This is a genomic window from Pusillimonas caeni, from assembly GCF_003545815.1.
GTDB classification, from domain to species: domain Bacteria; phylum Pseudomonadota; class Gammaproteobacteria; order Burkholderiales; family Burkholderiaceae_B; genus Pusillimonas; species Pusillimonas caeni.
Window position 1 is genome coordinate 42,071 of sequence record NZ_PDUW01000002.1, and the last position, 14,364, is coordinate 56,434.

15 protein-coding genes are annotated in these 14,364 nt (G+C 62.3%); 6 read left to right on the top strand and 9 right to left on the bottom strand.

Annotation, left to right across the window (positions count from 1 at the left end):
* Positions 1-41: 41 nt before the first annotated feature.
* From CSC67_RS03860 to CSC67_RS03885, 6 genes are all read right to left on the bottom strand, one after another.
* Positions 42-950: a DUF1932 domain-containing protein gene (locus tag CSC67_RS03860; protein WP_118993232.1), complete on the bottom strand. Its 909-nt coding sequence runs from the start codon at positions 948-950 to the stop codon at positions 42-44.
* Between the two features lie 47 nt (positions 951-997).
* On the bottom strand, positions 998-1,720 hold the full coding sequence (locus CSC67_RS03865; RefSeq protein ID WP_118993233.1) for an alpha/beta fold hydrolase: 723 nt from the start codon (positions 1,718-1,720) through the stop codon (positions 998-1,000).
* Between the two features lie 63 nt (positions 1,721-1,783).
* The gene (locus CSC67_RS03870; protein ID WP_118993806.1) at positions 1,784-2,875 is read right to left on the bottom strand and encodes a 4-oxalomesaconate tautomerase; all 1,092 of its coding nucleotides are present in this window, start codon (positions 2,873-2,875) and stop codon (positions 1,784-1,786) included.
* Complete coding sequence (locus CSC67_RS03875; RefSeq protein ID WP_118993234.1) at positions 2,875-3,579, bottom strand: 4-carboxy-4-hydroxy-2-oxoadipate aldolase/oxaloacetate decarboxylase; 705 nt, start codon at positions 3,577-3,579, stop codon at positions 2,875-2,877. The genes CSC67_RS03870 and CSC67_RS03875 overlap by 1 nt, the downstream gene beginning before the upstream one ends.
* Complete coding sequence (locus tag CSC67_RS03880; RefSeq protein WP_118993235.1) at positions 3,576-4,322, bottom strand: PIG-L deacetylase family protein; 747 nt, start codon at positions 4,320-4,322, stop codon at positions 3,576-3,578. Before CSC67_RS03880 ends, CSC67_RS03875 begins: the two co-directional genes overlap by 4 nt.
* A gap of 111 nt (positions 4,323-4,433) precedes the next feature.
* Positions 4,434-5,771, bottom strand: coding sequence for a LysR family transcriptional regulator (locus CSC67_RS03885; RefSeq protein WP_118993236.1), 1,338 nt, complete (start codon positions 5,769-5,771; stop codon positions 4,434-4,436).
* Between the two features lie 108 nt (positions 5,772-5,879).
* Between CSC67_RS03885 and CSC67_RS03890 the strand changes: the two genes are divergently transcribed.
* Together CSC67_RS03890 and CSC67_RS03895 are read left to right on the top strand one after the other, a co-directional pair.
* A complete protein-coding gene (locus tag CSC67_RS03890) occupies positions 5,880-6,284 on the top strand; it encodes a RidA family protein (protein WP_118993237.1) in 405 nt (134 codons plus the stop codon).
* An 88-nt stretch (positions 6,285-6,372) separates the two neighbouring features.
* A complete protein-coding gene (locus CSC67_RS03895) occupies positions 6,373-6,873 on the top strand; it encodes a 3-hydroxyanthranilate 3,4-dioxygenase (protein ID WP_245220115.1) in 501 nt (166 codons plus the stop codon).
* 6 nt (positions 6,874-6,879) lie between these two features.
* Here CSC67_RS03895 and CSC67_RS03900 read toward each other — a convergent pair whose 3' ends face one another.
* Entirely contained in the window at positions 6,880-7,932 is a 1,053-nt protein-coding gene (locus CSC67_RS03900) for a TRAP transporter substrate-binding protein (protein ID WP_118993239.1), read from the bottom strand.
* Between the two features lie 65 nt (positions 7,933-7,997).
* Entirely contained in the window at positions 7,998-8,894 is an 897-nt protein-coding gene (locus CSC67_RS03905; RefSeq protein WP_118993240.1) for a phytanoyl-CoA dioxygenase family protein, read from the bottom strand.
* A 284-nt stretch (positions 8,895-9,178) separates the two neighbouring features.
* Here CSC67_RS03905 and CSC67_RS03910 point away from each other — a divergent pair, with 284 nt between their 5' ends.
* The 3 genes from CSC67_RS03910 (at position 9,179) to mhpA (ending at position 12,560) form a co-directional block, all read left to right on the top strand.
* Positions 9,179-9,664 carry a TRAP transporter small permease gene (locus CSC67_RS03910; RefSeq protein ID WP_118993241.1) on the top strand — a complete coding sequence of 162 codons (486 nt, stop codon included), beginning with the start codon at positions 9,179-9,181 and terminating at the stop codon, positions 9,662-9,664.
* A gap of 67 nt (positions 9,665-9,731) precedes the next feature.
* Positions 9,732-11,039 (top strand): TRAP transporter large permease, encoded by a 1,308-nt coding sequence (locus tag CSC67_RS03915; RefSeq protein WP_118993242.1) that lies wholly within the window; start codon positions 9,732-9,734, stop codon positions 11,037-11,039.
* 21 nt (positions 11,040-11,060) lie between these two features.
* Positions 11,061-12,560, top strand: a complete 1,500-nt coding sequence (mhpA, locus tag CSC67_RS03920) for a bifunctional 3-(3-hydroxy-phenyl)propionate/3-hydroxycinnamic acid hydroxylase MhpA (protein ID WP_118993243.1) — start codon at positions 11,061-11,063, stop codon at positions 12,558-12,560.
* On the opposite strand, the gene CSC67_RS03925 is transcribed toward mhpA, so the two are convergent.
* On the bottom strand, positions 12,550-13,308 hold the full coding sequence (locus CSC67_RS03925; protein ID WP_245220116.1) for an IclR family transcriptional regulator: 759 nt from the start codon (positions 13,306-13,308) through the stop codon (positions 12,550-12,552). The two genes, mhpA and CSC67_RS03925, sit on opposite strands and share 11 nt — an antisense overlap.
* 137 nt (positions 13,309-13,445) lie before the next feature.
* On the opposite strand from CSC67_RS03925, the gene CSC67_RS03930 reads away from it, so the two are divergent.
* A complete protein-coding gene (locus CSC67_RS03930; RefSeq protein WP_118993245.1) occupies positions 13,446-14,291 on the top strand; it encodes a fumarylacetoacetate hydrolase family protein in 846 nt (281 codons plus the stop codon).
* The last annotated feature ends 73 nt before the right edge of the window (positions 14,292-14,364 follow it).

Genomic DNA, 14,364 nt, shown 5'->3' on the forward strand with positions numbered 1-14,364 from the left:
CGTCTCCAAAGATTGTTTTCATTGTAGGCCAGGACGGGCGCTCAGGCCTTCTTCAGCTGATCGATGAGTTCCTGCCAGACGAACTCGCTCCCGGTGTCGTAGGCCAGGCCCGCCGCCTCCATGGCGTCGACCAGCGCATCCTGGCTTTGAGCCGTGGCCTGCGCCATCAGGGGCGTGACGTCGACGTCCTGGAGGGTTTCCATGACCTCGCGCATTTCGGCGGCGCGGCGCCGGCCGTGTTCGGCGACGCGGCTGATCAGATAGTGGGGCAGGTTCTCGGTCCAGCCCATGCTGGGAAAGGTTTCGTTTAGCGAGGCCAACACCGCCTCTTCGGCGCCGTAGCGGCGCGCCGCCGTCATGCATTCGACGGTCAGCGCCTCCAGGCCCTTGATCATGACGCTGCGGCACATCTTGATGGCCGAGGCCACGCCGACCTGGGTGGACACCGCCTTGGTGCGCAGGCCGAGCTGATTGAGGCTTACGGACAACTCCGCCGCGCGGGCCCCGCCCAGCAGCATGGGCACCTTCAGGCCATAGGGGGGCACGGGCGCCATGACGGCCGACTCGACGTAGAAGCCGCCCGCCGCGTCGATCGCATCGCGGTCGGCCTGCTTGGTGGCGGGGGACACCGAATTGATGTCCAGGAAGTACTGGCCGGCGCGCAGGCACTGCGCCGCCTCGACGGCCGCCTTGGCCGCCGAGCCGGCGGTCACGGCGGAAATGACCAGGTCGGCATCCTGCAGGGCGGCGGACAGGCTGGCATGGAGCGCGACGCCGGCCTGCTGGGCGCGCAGCTCCAAAGCCGGCCGGTGGCCGGCGTCATGCACCTTGATGTCGTAGGCGCCGACTGCCGCGCCGGCTTCGGCCAGGCCCTGGCCCAACAAGAACCCGGCCTCGCCGAAGCCCACCAGGGCGACGGTTTGCAGGGAGGGGGCGATCGTTTCATTCATATGGCGTTCCCATCAGACGGATAATCGGTAGGACGTGCGCGCGGCACTCAGCGGTCGAGCCATTCCGCCAGCACGGCGGTCACGTCGTCCGGCCTTTCCATGGTGGACATGTGCCCGCTTTCTTCGATGGCCACCAGGGTGGCGTAGGGCGCGGGAATCAGCCCGTTCATGACCTCATGGCGCTCGTAGGTGCTCCAGGCGTCCTGGCGGCCGCAGATCACATAAGTGGGACAGGACAGCGACCTCAGCACCGGCTCGGCGTCCGGCCGGGCCAGCAGCGCCTTGATCTGGGCTTCGAACTGCTGGGGCGTGCGCCGTTCGATCATGGCCAGGATCTCTTCGAACAAGGACGTGCCCAGGTGATCAGGATGCACCATGCCCGGCGCCCAAAGCGTCTTGCCCATTTCGCGCATGCCGTTTTCACGGGCGAACTTCAGCAGCGCCATGCGCTTGGCCTCCTCCTGCCGGCCCGGTTCGCCCCGGGCCAGGGGCTCGTAGCCGGTGTCCAGCAGCGCCAGCCGGCGCACACGCTGCGGAGCCTGGCGCACGATCTCGAGCGCCACACGGCCGCCCATGGAATGGCCCGCCAGCGAAAAGCTGTCATAGGGCGCATCGCGCAGCACCTTGGCCGCCATGGCCGGCAGGGAGTCGACGTCGTGGTATTCGGCCACGAAGGACTCGGCGCGCGGCGCGAGCCCGCTTTGCTGATGTGTCCAGACCGCCGCGTCGCACATCAGGCCGGGAAGAAAAACGATTTGTTCTGTTGCCATGCTTTTTTCCAATCAGGCCGTTGACACTATAAAAGAAGCAGCCGCCGCTGGCGCCCTTCAACGTCAGCCGGCCTTGTTCCAGATACGTCCGGGTATGTGGACGTGGCCGTCGAACAGCCACCGGGCGGTCCGTATCAGGGCCGCGCTCGTGATGGTGACGGCATCTCCCTCGCGCTGTAGATGCATCTGCGTGCTGAGTTCGCCGCTGGGATGTTCGATGCCCAGCACGGGACTGTCGCCCGGCGGCAGCTGCGCCACGCCGTCGCACACGCTGCCGGGCAGTACCGCGGCCGATGCGGCGCTGACCGCACCCAGCACGCCGATCGAGGCATGGCACACATAGGGAATGAAACTGCGCGTATTCAGCGCGCCGCCCTGCCGGGGAGGAGAGACCAGGCACATCTTGGGCACCGTGCGCCGCGCGACGTCGCCCAGGTTCATCATGGGGCCGGCCGCAAGGCGTATGGCCTCGATGCGCGCCTTGAGCTCCTCGTCGGCATCGAGTTCCTCGCGGCTTTCGTAACCCGTTCGGCCCAGGTCCTGAGCCCGCAGCACCACGGTGGGCATGCCGTTGTCGATGAGGGTGGCCTCGACGCCGTCGATGAGGTCGCGCACATTGCCGGTGGGCAGCAGGGCGCCGCATGACGAACCCGCCGTGTCCTTGAATTCGAGCGGAATGGCCGCCGCCGTGCAGGGCACGCCGTCGATGCGCTGGTCGCCGTCGTACTCCACCCGTCCATCGGGCGTCGACACCGTGGCGATGGCCACCTGCCCGGTATTGACCATATGTATGCTGACACGGGTGGTCTCGCCCTGGGCCGGGACCAGGCCCAGCTCGATCGCGAAGGGTCCGACGCCGGCCAGCATATTGCCGCAGTTCTGGCCGTAATCGACCCGCGCCTCGTCGATCAGGACTTGGGCGAAAAGGTAATCGACGTCGGCGTCGCCGCGCGTGGCCGGCGATACGATGGCCACCTTGCTGGTGAGGGAGTCGGCGCCCCCGATGCCGTCGATCTGCCTGGAGTCAGGCGACCCCATCACGGCCAGCAGCACCCGATCGCGCAAGCCGGGCTCCGCGGGCAGGTCGGACGCCAGGAAGTAGGCGCCCTTGGACGTGCCGCCGCGCATCTGTACGCAGGGAATACGGGTTTGCATCATTGGCCTCGGAGTTCGTCCAGCGAGTCGACATAGCGCAGGCCCTTCGCCTCGAGCTTTTCGCGCATCTTATAGTAGTCCAGCCCCAGCGTTCCGGAAGCCAGCGCCTTGCGGGTAACGGCTTCTTTGTCGAGGCGGGCCTGCGAAGCGCGCACGACTTCGGCCACGTTGGCGACCGGCACCACCACCACGCCGTCGTCATCGGCCACGATGACGTCGCCCGGATTGACGATCTGCTGCGCGCACACTACGGGCACATTGACCGAGCCCAGGGTTTCTTTGACCGTGCCCTGGGCCGACACGGCCTTGGACCATACCGGAAAGCCCATTTCCTTCAGCGCCTTGACGTCCCGGCAGCCGGCGTCGATGATCAGGCCGCGGACACCGCGGGCGGCAAGCGAAGTCGCCAGCAGTTCGCCGAAATAGCCGTCCAGGCATTCCGAGGTGGGCGCCACCACCAGCACGTCGCCCTCTTGGCACTGCTCGACGGCCACGTGGATCATCCAGTTGTCCGAAGGCGCCACCAGCACCGTGACGGCAGACCCCGCAATGGCCGCGCCCGGCCAGATGGGGCGCATATAGGGCGCCAGCAGGCCCAGGCGGCTTTGTGCCTCGTGCACCGTGGCCGCGCCGGCCTCGCGCAGTATCGCAATATCGGCAACGTCAGCCCGGGGAATGTTTCGTACGACAACGCCTCGTATCATGACAGGTCTCCCACGACGGCCGGGGTCAGGCGCATATAGCCCTCGGCATATTCGATGTTGCGCGCGGCGGTGATGCCGATGTTGCGCTTGGCCTGGACGCCGCGCTGCTGGGCGACGCGGGTGTAGTAAGCCCACAGATGCTCCTGGCCCGCCATGCACTCGATGGCCTGGCGCTTGAGGTCCCAGACGTCGGTGATGTCCAGGAAGGTGTTGGGCACCCATTCGCACTGCTCGGTCTGGTGGGGCTCGAAGGCGTAGACCGGCGGCGCGCCCACGACCTTCTGGCCGGGTTTGTGGCCCTCGGCCTGGGCGATGACGCGGGCCTCCTGGGCCACGTGCATGGCCAGGGGGTGGTCGAAGTTATAGGGATCCTTCACCGAGTGGCTCAGCACGAATGCCGGCTGCACGTCGCGGTATACGTCCACAAGGCGGAACAGGGCCTCGTCGCTGACGCGCATGGGGTAGTCGCCCAGGTCGAAGAATTCGATCTCGGCGCCCAGCACGTCGGCGGCCTTCTGCGCCTCTTCGCGGCGGGCGGCCTTGACCTTTTCGAGCGTCATCTCGCCCTTGCGCCACAGTTTGGCCGATTCGCCGCGTTCGCCGAAAGACAGACAGACGACTTTCATGCGATAGCCCTGGCGCACATGGCTGGCGATGGCGCCGGCCGCACGCCAGACGAAATCGGCCGAATGCGCGCTGACGACCAGCCCGGCGCGAGGAGTGGATTCTGTGCTTGCGTTCATGAAGGGTTCCTGTGTGGATGTTTGACCAATAAAGCGCTGCTTCGTGACGCCAGTGTGTCAAAACCTTCCGCCGCGCACCAGTGACATTGCCCATCCAGCTAGGCGTTTTACTTATAAGCCGTCTTTTGCCAACACGCGGATCTCGTCCAGGAGCATGCGCAGCGCCGGCCCCGGATCGGCGTCCGCCCGCATGGTCAGGCCTATCTGCCGCGCCGTGTCCTTGACTTCGAGCGGGACGACCGCGAGCACCCCGGCCGACACGCCCCGCACGATCTGTCTGCGGGACAGCAAGGCGAGGCGGTCGCTGTCCGCCAGCAGGGCCTGAACGACGACAGCGCTGTTGGCTTCGAGCAGCCCTTGCGGGGCGCGCAGGCCGTCGGCCGCGAAGGCTCGCTCGAAGGCCTCGCGCGCCGGCGTCCCCGCCAGCGGCGCGATCCATGGCGCGTCCACCAGATCGCGCAAGCTCCGCGGCGGCTCCGCCAGCAGCGGATGGCCCCGGCGCGCCACCACCGACAAAGTATCGGTGAAGAGCGTCTCCTGCACGATTTCGGGGCCGGCGGCCCAGGGACGCAATGCGCCCACGATGACGTCCACATCGGCATGCAGCAATTGATTCAGCAAGGCATCGTAGGTGCCGTCGACGATGGCCACGTGAAGATCGCGATGGCGCGCCAGCACCCGGTCGACGGCACGGGGCACCAGCACGCCGGCCGACAAGGGCAGCGATCCAATGATGACACGCCCGCCCATGCTGCCGCGCAGGGCGCCGAGGTCTTCCCGCGCATGACGCAATTCGTTCACGGCCAGCTTGGCGCGCCGCAACACCGCTTCGCCGCTCTCGGTCAGGCGCATGCCGCGCGAAGAGCGCTGGAACAAGCTGACGCCCAGCATATGTTCGACCTGGCGCAGCGTCTGGTTCACCGCCGGTTGGCTGACGCCCAGGCGCCGTGCGGCGGCGGATTCTCCGTGGGCTTCGCAAAATGCGATGTAGGTCTGCAGATGCCTGTGGGAACATGCGCCCGAGAAGCGCCCTCGCCGCGCCTCGAAGCCGCCGCCGGCCCCCAGGTCGGAGAGTCGTGCCGCCTCGGCCTCGGCGAGTTCCAGTTGAGCCAGGGCGCGGCCGGCGCGGTGGGCCAGCAAGCGGCCTTCGGCGGTGGGCAGCATGCCGCGCGCGCCACGCTCGAATAGGGGCGCTCCAAGGCTGATTTCCAGTTGGCGTATGGCGCGCGCGATGGCAGACTGTGACAATGGCAGCGCCTGGCTGGCCCGGGCCGTGCTGCCCGCGCGACACACCGCCAGCACGGAACGAAGCTGCTTCAGGTGGGGCGCCAGAGACTGTGCATCGAGCTTGCCCCCTTCATCGTCGGACGCCGCCAATATGGCCTCTTTCAAGCAGTGGATGACAAGACCCCATTTTACCGGCCGTCCAAGCGGGCCGATCGTGGACAAGGGAGATGTTCTGGGCTACATTGAAATATCGATTTTCCCTATAAAATCGATATAACGACAAAATTTGCTATCGAAGTCGGAATATCGACCGCCAAACAGAGGATACCCATGCCTAAAGTCATCGTCCACAGCCAAGCTGCTCCCACCACGGGCTTCACCGACAAAAACACGCCCTCGCCGCTGGCGCAGGCCATCCGCGCGGGCGACTTCCTGTACGTGTCGGGTCAGGGGCCGCTCGATCCCGCCACCAAAGAGGTCGTCTCCGACGACATCCGCACGCAGACGAGGCAGGTGCTCGGCAACCTCAGCGCGGTGCTCGAAGCGGGTGGCGCCACGATCGCCAACGTGGTGAACATGCGCGTATGCCTGCGCAACGTATCCGACTTTCCCGCTTTCAATGAAGAATTCCGCGAGTTCATGCAGGGCGAGAAAACCACCCGCACATGCACCGGCGGCACGCCGCACCGGCAGGGCGTACTGGTCGAAGTAGACTGCGTCGCCTACCTGGGCTGATCGCCCGCTGCTTGGCAACACTCATTCCATACAGAGAAGAGACACCATGTACAAAATGCCCATTGTTTCGCTTCCAGGCGAAGGCAAAATGCTCGACGAAACAGGACGCTATGTCAGCGTCCTGTGGCAGCAGCCCGAGTCGCTGGTCTTCGTTGCGCGCGGCCGGTCCTACCGCAGCGAGTTCCACATCAACCCCACTGATGAAGTGATGTACATGATCAAGGGCCAGATGAACCTGCATTACCGCACGCCCGAAGGCAAGGAAGAAATCGCCGTGCTTCCCGAAGGCGCGGTCATCCACACGCCCGCCGGCATACCGCATTCACCTCGTTTCCCGCCCGATGCGCACCTCCTGGTACTGGAACGCAAGCGGCGCGAAGGCGAGGTGGACCGCTTCCAGTGGTACTGTCCGGAATGCGATGCCTTTCTACACGAAGAAGAATTCACCGTCAGCGATTATGCGGTGGATCCGGTCGGCAAGGCCTACCGGCGCTTCTTCGATTCCGAAGAACATCGCACCTGCAAAGAATGCGGCCACGTCATGCCCAACGCCCTGGCCGAATCCGAGGCCGAAAAGAAAGGTGATTAGCCCCGATCACTGATTGTTTTTTGCCGCAGCGCCGCCGTCCGCCCGCACTCGGGCAAGCTCTTCGGCGAATAGATTATTGATGCGCTCGTTGTCTGGCTTGGCCTGCCGCCATGCCGCATTGATCGGTTCGGCGGCTTGTTGCCATGCTTGCAGCTCTTCCGGCGTGGGCGTGATGATTTTATTACGGGACGAAGCATTGAGGCGCTTGCGAACATCGGTATCCTGGTTGTCGAAGGCTTGCCCCAATTTGTAGGCCAACTGTTCTCCGCTGACTTTATCGATGGCGGCACGAGCCTGCTCCGGCAGCGCGTCATAGCGGTCTTGACGCATGACGACGCCCACCGCGACCGCGCCAAGCGGAATGTCGAGATGATGCCTGGCGATTTCATCGACTTTGAAGTCGCTGACGAAGCCCCAGTTATTGAACGTCATGTCGACCACGCCCCGCGAAAGCGCATCCGCGATCTGACCCCCGCCCACTTGTACCGGAGCGCCGCCCAGAGACTCGACCAGCCGGGTGGGCAGGTCGCCCGAAATCCGCACTCGCTTGCCTTTAAGGTCCGCCGGTGTGTGCACCGGCATCATGGCGTGAATGGTCACGGGCGGTGTAACTCCGAGGACCAGCATTTTCAAGCCGTCGAAACCACCCAGCATGCCCTTGTCGTACATGCGATGCAGCGCTACGCTTGCCTCGGTTGAATTAGTCGTGATGAAAGGCTGGCCCACCACCTCCGCATCGTCGAAGCGGCCTGGAGTATAGGGCAGCACGACCCACGCCATATCGGCAATGCCGTCGGTAACCAGCTTGAGCTGCTGGGCCGGACTGCGTCCCAGCGTGCCGCCGGCGAATACATCGATCTGGAGCGCACCTTGCGAGGCGGCGCTTGCATCGCGGGCGAAAGGCGTCAAGACGTTCGAGGTGATGTTGCCCAGCGGTGACTCGAAGCTGGAAAGCTTGAGCTTGACCGTGTCGGCCAACGCGGCGGTTCCCATGGAGGCCGCGGCTGCCAGGGCCAAAGCACCAAGTAATTTACGGCGAGTGAAACGGGCAAAATTCATGAGTGTCTCGTCTGTGGATACCGTTGAAAAGCCGGAAGGCCGGGCATGCAAGAGCGCGCGGAAATTCAGGCGGCCGGGCCGTCGGGTTGCAGATGGCCGAGCCGGCGATCCCAGATGATGGGAAATGCAATGTCGTCGGCGGGGTACTCGCCCTGGGCCACTTCGGGGGCCCGGCGCAGCTTCATGGTGTGGGGGCGGGGATCCCACTGTACGTCGCGGCCCAGATAACGGATGGACAGACCGATGCGCGTCTGGGTTGCCGAAGCATTGCCCGAAGCGCCGTGCACCGTCAATGGATGATGGCAGAGAACATCGCCGGGTTGCATATTCCAGCTCAGGACCGTGCCCGCCGAGGGGGTGTCGGGCGACCCATAGTCGGGGCACTCTTCCAGCTCGGGGTCCAGGAACCGCGGGTCGTAGTCGGGCGTCACGGCGCGGAACATCTTGTTCCAGCGATGCGAACCGGCGACATATTGCACACCGCTGGTTTCAGCCGACACTGGGCTCAGAGCTATCCAGAGCGAGATCAGATCATTGCCGCGGAAAGGCCAGAATGGCAGATCGTTGTGCCAAGGCGTGGGAGCGGACGTGCCCGGAGTCTTGATGAAGAGCTGGTCATAATAAAAACGCACGCTGTCGCATTCCAGGAGCGTGGCGGCGATTTCCGCGGCGGGCGACGCATCGCGCAGCAGGCGAAAACGCTCGTCCAGATCCGATAGATAGACATTTGAATAAAAACGGCCCTTGCCTGGTTCGGTCTTGGGTTCGCGCACACGGCCGGCGCCGTTCTCCATGGCCTCGAGCGATGCATCCCGCAGCATGTCGCACCATTCGGGCCCGAACATGCCGCGTAGGCAGATGACGCCATCGCGCTGGAAGTCGGCGATATCCTGTTGCGTCACCGGATTGGCCGGATGCGTATGGCGCCCATTGGCGGCCTGCTTCGTTGCGGTTTCGTTCATGTGTAATCCAATAAGCTGAAATATCAAATTACGATAATTTAGCTTAGGCTAGATTTCTTTAACAGCATCGTCAACCTGGGGAAAACCCGTTAAAAAACCGTGTGGTTTAAGAGGTTATGCCGTTGGACCACATTGAAAAACCACTCTTGACCTAAGTTGGTTTTTCCAAAACAATCTCAACCTATGATAATTCATAAAATCGAGACACCAACAAAAAGCTCGCATGAAAACCGACCTCTGAGCGCACTGGACGGGAGCAAGAAGGGCAACGCAAAGGAGCAGACATGAGCGCATCGACACTACACCGCCGAGCCGGCGTTTTTTCCGAACTGCTGGCCACATGCGCGGTGGTTGGGCTGTTGGGGCTGGCGATGCTGACAACTGTGGACGTGTTGCTGCGCTACTTGTTCGCCAGTCCGATACGGGGCTTGGTCGACGTTTCCGCGTTGATGGCGGCAGTACTGCTTTCCGCCTGCATGCCTTACGTCGTGACAAGCCGCGGCAACATCATGATCGACTTTCTTGGCCGTTTGCTGGGCGGCAGATTCCATCGCGGGCTCAATCTGTTCGGCGCCATCGTGACCACCGCTTTTTTTGCCTTACTGGCCTGGCAATGCATCCGTTTCGCCATCGACATGAAAAACACCGGCGAAGTCATGGCGATCCTGCGCTGGCCGGTCTGGCCCTGGTGGGCGCTGGTCGCCGCCTTTATCGTGCTGACCACGCTGGTTGCGCTGGCCACCCTCTTTGAAGAAAAGGAGGCTGCATGAGTATGTGCCCGGCGCCCACAAGGAGCACAGCGATCGGCCGGCCCGGGCTCCAGGCCAGGAGACGCGCATGAGCGATCCCGTCACGCTGACGATAATCGGGCTGGCTGTCACCTTTGCGCTGGTTCTGTTCCATGTCCCTATCGGCATAGCCATGGGCGTAGCCGGCGTAGGCGGCTTTGCATTGCTGGCGGGATGGCCGCCCGCGCTGGCCATGATGGCCTCTGAAGCCGCCAATACATTTTCTTCGCTCGATCTGCTCACAATCCCGCTCTTTGTACTGATGGGCGCCTTCGCCAACGTGGCGGGTCTTTCTGAAGACTTATACCGACTGGCGTACGCCCTTTTTGGACACAAGCGTGGCGGCCTGGCCATGGCCACCATCGGAGGCTGTGCAGGCTTCGGGGCCGTATGCGGCAGCTCCGTCGCAACCGCCGCCACGTTCGGCAAGGCTTCGCTGCCATCGATGCTCAGGCGGGGATATGACCCCGGCTTCGCCGCCGGCACCGTCGCATCCGGCGGAACCTTGGGCATACTGATTCCACCCTCGTCGGTGATCGTGATTTATGCCGTGCTCGCTCAGGAGCTGATCGTCACCATGTATGTCGCGGCCTTGCTGCCGGCGGCGATCGCCATTGTGTTCTATTTCACCGCAATTCATCTTTACACCCGCTGGCGCCCGGAGCATGCCCCCGTCGGCGAGAAAGCAAGCATGGCCGAACGCCTGCAGGCGGCCGGCCAAAGCTGGCAGGTGATCCTGCTGGCCATCGCGGTGGTGGGCGGCATGGCTTTCGGCGTATTCACCGCCACCGAAGCCGCGGCGGTGGGCGCCACCCTGGCCTTCATGTTCGCCGCTTTCAGGCGCACGCTGACCCTGGCCGGCATACGCCAGGTCATGACCGGAACGGCCGCGACCTCGGCAATGATCTACGTCTTGATCATAGGCGCCTCGCTGTTCGGCTACTTCGCAGCGATAACCCAGGCGCCCCAGGCGCTTATCACAGCGGTACACGACTCGAAAATCCCCGTCTGGCTGGCCCTGTCCATCATCGTGGTGATGTTCATCATTGCCGGCGCTTTCTTCGATGAAATGGCCGCCATGGTGATCGCAATGCCCTTCGTACTGCCTCTTGTCATCAGTTGGGGATTCGACCCGATCTGGTGGGGCGTGATCAATGTGGTGCTCATCGAGATCGGCATGCTGGCGCCGCCGCTGGGCATGAATGTGTTCGTCGTGTATGGCGTGGCCGACAAGCGCATTCCCCTCACCGGAATTTATCGAGGCGTCACGCCTTATTTGCTGGCCAATTTCCTGCGCCTGGGCGTGCTGCTCGCATTTCCCGTTCTTGCGCTATGGCTGCCCGCCGCAATCAAGTAAATAGCTCATCAGGAGGAATACATGCTGGTGGATGTGGCAATCGTCGGTCTGGGCCCGGTAGGCGCCACCCTGGCCGGCTTACTCGGCAAGCTCGGCTTGTCCGTGGCCGTCTTCGAACGCGAGGCCTCTTATTATCCCCTGCCTCGGGCGGTTCACTTCGACGGGGAAAGCATGCGGGTGTTCCAGGCCATCGGCATTGCCGACGAAATACTTCCGCACACCCTGCTCACACCGGGAATGAAGTACGTCAACGCCGAAGGCAAGCTGCTGGTCGATTGGCCGCGCTCCTGGGACGTGGGGCCACAGGGCTGGCACGCCAGCTATCGCTTCCATCAACCCGATCTGGAAAGAGTCCTGAGCCTCGCTCTTCCGAAGCTTCCTTCAATTCAGAGAAACTATCGCTGCGACGTCTTTTCGCTGGAAGAGTCCGAACGTCACGTCACGCTGCGCTACGAAGACCTGTCCTGCGGAAAGCTGCATTCGTTGCAAGCTAAATACGTAGTGGGTTGCGATGGAGCGCGTTCCATCGTGAGGCGTTTTATCGGATCGGAAATGCAGGATCTGGGTCTTCATGAACGCTGGCTGGTATTCGATGCGCTCTTGAAACGCCCCTGGAACGTATTGGGCGATCACACTGTCCAGTTTTGCGACCCCTCCAGGCCGACCACCTATGTGCGAGGCGTGGGCAACCGGCGGCGCTGGGAAATCATGCTTTTACCCGACGACGACGCCGGCGAGATCGTCCGCCCCGAGAAGATCTGGACATTGCTGTCGAGGTGGATCACCCCCCAGGACGCCGATCTCGAGCGTGGCGTGGTTTACACATTTCATTCTGTGCTTGCCAATCAATGGCGCAAGAAGCGCTTGCTGCTGGCAGGCGACTCCGCCCATCAGACGCCGCCTTTTCTGGGACAGGGCCTTTGTTCGGGCATCCGCGATGCCGCCAACCTTGCCTGGAAGCTGCGGGCCGTCATCCGAGGTCAGCTACATGAAAACCTGCTGGACACCTATCAAGCCGAGCGTCGCCCCCATACTGCGAAATATATTGAACAGGCGGTGCAAATGGGCAATCTGATTCAGGCGCGCGAGCCCGAGGCCGTGGCGGAACGCGACAAGCATTTATCGGAACACCCCAAACTGATGACCAATCTCGATCTAAGGCTCGGGCGCAGCCTGCTCAACAATGGTCGAGACGGTGCCGGCCTGTTGTCACGGCAACCCCTGCTTGGATCCGGCAAGCTCATGGACGACATCGTGGGACAGCATTTTGTAATCATCAGCCTGCCCGAGGCTTTCCATCCTTCAAGCCTGCGGGAATTGTGCGCGCCCCTGCCCGTCAGAGTGGTTTGTCTTGAAGCCGATACGCCGCAAGCCCGGGCTTGGCTGCAAGAAGCGAATGCAAAGGCGGCGGTGATCCGGCCCGACCGCTACCTAATGGGATATGCCGGTGGCCTAGATGCCGTGCAAAACTTGCTCGCCCCTCTCAAGGCATTGCAAGCCGTCGGGACGGCTATAGCGTAGCCGAAGCACTGTCATGCACATTCGCTCTCAATGTCGCTGCCACTTTAAGCAGCAGCTCCAGCAGCTTCTCGTGATTCATGAAGTCGAGCCGTCGAACCGGTATGACCAGGGTCAATGCGCCTATGGCCTGGCTTGAATCGCCAAAAAACGGCACGGCAATCGAGCCGAGCTGGGGCTCCAGTTCGCCCCTGGATACATAATGCCCCGCTTTCTTCGTTTGCTGCAGCATCCGCCAGAAATCATCCCAGTCGGCAACCAGGCCCGACGAGATGATTTCATCGGCGTGATCTCTGTAAATGCGCTTCAGCTTGGCCTTCGGCAAAGTGGCCAGTATCACTTTGGGCGCAGACCCGTGAAACAGCAGGCGCGGGCGCCCTCGTCCATATGCGAACTGCAGGCCGTCGGGCCCGGCTTCCCGATGCGTGTCGATAACCTGGTCGTCGAACAGGCGCGACATGACGCAATCGCATCCGGTTTGGTTGGCTAGCGCCGCCATGAGAGGCTGGCCCGCGTGGTAATACGGATCGCCCATGCGCAATTGATAGTCCAGTGTGATGACCCGGGGGCCGAGCGAATAGCTCCCGGTGCCCAGACGCAGCAAAAGCCCCGCGCTGACCAGTTCGCGCACATAACGATAGCCGGTGGGAGCCGAACAGCCTATGACCGTTGAAATACCTTCCGCAGACCAGACAGGCTTATCGACTGTAAACAGGTCGAGGATCGAAAGCATCTTGGAGAGACTGGACATTGGCGTGACTTATAAAAAAGCACTGGAAAATAAATTGACAAAAAATTCAAATATAACATTTATTGGCAAAAAACTCATTGATAGACGTATAAATCGAGTGCTATTATCACAATAAGATAATTATTAAAGGAGGCAAAATGAAATTCGTCAGTTTCGCGACTGCGCAATCGAATGGCTTCGGCGTCCAGATCAATGATCACGTCATTGACCTGGGCGCCCGGCTCGGGCTGGCCGATCTCGGCGAAGCCCTGCTTCAACACGGCCTCGATAAGCTGCAGAATCTTGCCAGCCAGCATACCGGCGACTTTTCCATAGAAGACATTACAGCCTACCGTCCCGTGGTTGCCGACGCCGGCAAGATCTTCTGCGTGGGCCTGAATTACGATGCCCATGTCAGGGAAACCAATCGCGAACGCACCGCGCAACCCGTCCTGTTCCTGCGCCTTGCCCAATCGCAAGTGGGGCATGGGCAGCCCATCATCCTGCCGCCCGAATCCCACAAGCTCGACTACGAAGGCGAAATCGCCGTCGTCATCGGCAAGAAGGGGCGCCGCATCCCGGAAGACAAAGCGTTCCAGCATATCGCCGGATTCGCCTGCTATAACGACGCAAGCGTGCGAGACTGGCAAACCCACACGTCCCAGTGGACTCCCGGCAAGAACTTCGAAGCCACGGGCGGATTCGGCCCATGCCTGGTCGATATCAGCGAGGTAGGCGAAAACGAAGTTCTTACACTCGAAACCCGATTGAATGGGGAAGTCATGCAGCATGCCACCACCGACATGCTGATCTTTTCCATCCCCGAGCTTGTCCATTACATCTCCACCTTCATCACCCTGCAGCCGGGCGACGTCATCGTCACAGGCACGCCTGGCGGGGTCGGGGCAAAGCGCGAACCGCCCGTCTTCATGAAAGACGGCGACTTGGTCGAAATCGAAGTCAGCAAACTGGGAGTCTTGAAGAATCCAGTCCGGGCCGAATGACCCCAGTACAGAGAAAGAACTGATTCAATACGCCAAACAATGGCTGGGCGCGGCCAAAGCGCCTAAATTCGCG

Coding starts and splice junctions, on each gene's coding strand:
- CSC67_RS03860 (WP_118993232.1), bottom strand. CDS start 950: ATGAATGAAACGATCGCCCCCTCCCTGCAAACCGTCGCCCTGGTGGGC.
- CSC67_RS03865 (WP_118993233.1), bottom strand. CDS start 1,720: ATGGCAACAGAACAAATCGTTTTTCTTCCCGGCCTGATGTGCGACGCG.
- CSC67_RS03870 (WP_118993806.1), bottom strand. CDS start 2,875: ATGCAAACCCGTATTCCCTGCGTACAGATGCGCGGCGGCACGTCCAAG.
- CSC67_RS03875 (WP_118993234.1), bottom strand. CDS start 3,579: ATGATACGAGGCGTTGTCGTACGAAACATTCCCCGGGCTGACGTTGCC.
- CSC67_RS03880 (WP_118993235.1), bottom strand. CDS start 4,322: ATGAACGCAAGCACAGAATCCACTCCTCGCGCCGGGCTGGTCGTCAGC.
- CSC67_RS03890 (WP_118993237.1), top strand. CDS start 5,880: ATGCCTAAAGTCATCGTCCACAGCCAAGCTGCTCCCACCACGGGCTTC.
- CSC67_RS03895 (WP_245220115.1), top strand. CDS start 6,373: ATGCTCGACGAAACAGGACGCTATGTCAGCGTCCTGTGGCAGCAGCCC.
- CSC67_RS03900 (WP_118993239.1), bottom strand. CDS start 7,932: ATGAATTTTGCCCGTTTCACTCGCCGTAAATTACTTGGTGCTTTGGCC.
- CSC67_RS03905 (WP_118993240.1), bottom strand. CDS start 8,894: ATGAACGAAACCGCAACGAAGCAGGCCGCCAATGGGCGCCATACGCAT.
- CSC67_RS03910 (WP_118993241.1), top strand. CDS start 9,179: ATGAGCGCATCGACACTACACCGCCGAGCCGGCGTTTTTTCCGAACTG.
- CSC67_RS03915 (WP_118993242.1), top strand. CDS start 9,732: ATGAGCGATCCCGTCACGCTGACGATAATCGGGCTGGCTGTCACCTTT.
- mhpA (WP_118993243.1), top strand. CDS start 11,061: ATGCTGGTGGATGTGGCAATCGTCGGTCTGGGCCCGGTAGGCGCCACC.
- CSC67_RS03925 (WP_245220116.1), bottom strand. CDS start 13,308: ATGTCCAGTCTCTCCAAGATGCTTTCGATCCTCGACCTGTTTACAGTC.
- CSC67_RS03930 (WP_118993245.1), top strand. CDS start 13,446: ATGAAATTCGTCAGTTTCGCGACTGCGCAATCGAATGGCTTCGGCGTC.